Here is a 2,143-nt window from a genome sequence, read left to right on the forward strand (position 1 = left end):
GCGTTAGCCAACGCCCCCTCCAGGGCGGCGCTGGTCTCATCGGCGCCCAGCAGCAGCACCGGCCCCGACGGCGTGGCCGCCGACATCCGGACCATGGGCGCGGCGGTCGCGACCCCGGGCACCGCGGCCACCTCGGCGGTGATGGTGTCGGGAAACCCGGCGTCGGTAATCCCCGACACCTCCAGCGCCGCCACACCGGCGATCCCGTCGGCCAGCCGGGTGACCGACCCGGTGATCGAGCCGAAGATGCCGAACACCGCCACCACATACAGTGCGGAGACCGCCATTACCGCGATCGACGCGCCGGTGCGTCGCCGGTGCACGACGAGCTCGCGCAGGCTGAACACCCGCAGCCGGCTACCCGCGGCGGCCGCCACCCGGGCCGGGTTCACCGCGGGACCGCCATCAGGTCGGAGCCCAGCCGACCGTCCTGCAGGGTGATCACCCGATCGGTCGCGGCGGCGGCGTCCGCGTTGTGGGTCACCATCACCACCAACCGGCCGCGGCCGTCATCGTGGGCGACCGCGGCGAGCAGCGCCAGGATCGACGCGCCGGTCGCGGAATCCAGATTGCCGGTGGGTTCGTCGGCCAGGATCAGCGGCGGATCCATCATCAACGCCCGCGCCACCGCGACGCGCTGCATTTGGCCGCCGGACAGTTCCGCCGGACGGTGCTCGGTGCGGTTCCCCAGCCCCACCCGGTCCAGCAACCGCACCGCATCGGCCCTGGCCTTGCCCAACCGGACCCCGTCGAGCAGCTTGGCCACCGCCACGTTCTCCCACGCCGACAGCGTCGGCAACAGGTTGAAGAACTGAAAAACGAATCCCACCCGGTGATGCCGAAACTCCGACTGCTGTTCGTCGTCGAGCCGGCCGATCTCGTCGTCGTCGAAGGTGATCGACCCGGAGTCCGGCGAATCCAATGCGCCCAGCAAATGCAGCAACGTGCTCTTGCCCGCCCCCGACGGCCCGACGATCGACACGAACTGCCCGCCGTGTAGCCGCAGGCTGATCGCGTCCAGCGCCCGCACCGACTGGCCACCGACCCGGTACTCGCGCACCACGTCGGCCAGTTCGATGGTCAGGGCGCGGTGGCGCGGCTGCGAGTCCCGGCGTCGGCTGATGATGACCTCCCGCGAGTGCGCACTACCCGATACCCGGTACAACGCGCCCGGCCCGTCCTCGGTTCGACGCGGCGCGCCAGCCGGTGCCGATTTTGCTGCATCCGGCCCGGCCCGGGCCGCCTTAGGGTTGTCGTCATGACCACGCACCACGGATCGGCGTCGCGAGCGCTGCTACTTGGCGTGGCGGCGCTGCTGCTGGTGGTGGTCGCGGGCTGCGCGGGGCAGCGGCCGGTGTCCGGTGGCACCAACCCGGCGCCGGCCGCGCCGGCCAGCCCGTCGAATCAGCCGCAGCAGCGCGACATCGTGACCACCGGCAGCCTGGGTCTCACGGTGGCCGATGTCGATGCGGCCACAAACCGGCTCGTCGAGCTGACGGCCGGGTTGGGCGGCCGCATCGATGACCGCACCGAACGCAGCTCGGGTCGGTCCCGCACCGCCGAGCTGACCGTGCGCGTCCCCTCCCCGAAGGTCGACGAATTCCTCCAGGACACAAAGCAACTCGGTGATGTCACGTCGGTATCGCTGAAGCATGAGGACGTCACCACCGGACGCGTCGACCTGGACGCCCGGATCGCGGCGCTGCAGACGTCGGTTGATCGATTGACCGCGCTGATGAAGGCCGCCACCAGCACCGCCGATCTGCTGCAGGCCGAGGACGCCCTGTCCAAACGGCAGGCCGACCTCGACAGCCTGCGGGCGCAGCGCACCCAGCTCGGCGACCAGATCAGCTTCGCGACGATCACGGTCACCGTGTCCGCCGAGGCGGCGGCGCCCTCGACCGGATTCGTGGCCTCCGTCCGGCACGGCTGGCATGCCCTGGTGTCGGCCACCCACGGCGCGATCGCCGTCGTCGGCTTCCTGCTGCCCTGGGTGCCGGTGCTGCTGCTCATCGCGGGCGGCGTGATGGTGTTGCGGCGCCGGATCCGGCGGCGCCCCTAGCTGCTGAAATCGACGCCGAGATCGACACATACGGGCGTTGTCAAGCTGCTTGGAGTCGTTCGGGCTTGGGAAGGTTGATGC

At 70.8% G+C, this 2,143-nt stretch carries 2 protein-coding genes and 1 pseudogene; 1 reads left to right on the forward strand and 2 read right to left on the reverse strand.

The genetic code is table 11. The annotated features are described in order from the left end of the window. Positions 1-287, reverse strand: a pseudogene (locus BKN37_RS26940) (ABC transporter permease); the annotation flags it as partial. A 101-nt stretch (positions 288-388) separates the two neighbouring features. Further along, on the reverse strand, positions 389-1,084 hold the full coding sequence (locus BKN37_RS26945) for an ABC transporter ATP-binding protein (protein ID WP_071030344.1): 696 nt from the start codon (positions 1,082-1,084) through the stop codon (positions 389-391). Between the two features lie 174 nt (positions 1,085-1,258). Between BKN37_RS26945 and BKN37_RS26950 the strand changes: the two genes are divergently transcribed. After that, positions 1,259-2,062: a DUF4349 domain-containing protein gene (locus tag BKN37_RS26950; protein ID WP_071030341.1), complete on the forward strand. Its 804-nt coding sequence runs from the start codon at positions 1,259-1,261 to the stop codon at positions 2,060-2,062. Positions 2,063-2,143 lie beyond the last annotated feature (81 nt).

The organism is Mycobacterium talmoniae, from assembly GCF_001854525.1.
Classification (GTDB): domain Bacteria; phylum Actinomycetota; class Actinomycetes; order Mycobacteriales; family Mycobacteriaceae; genus Mycobacterium; species Mycobacterium talmoniae.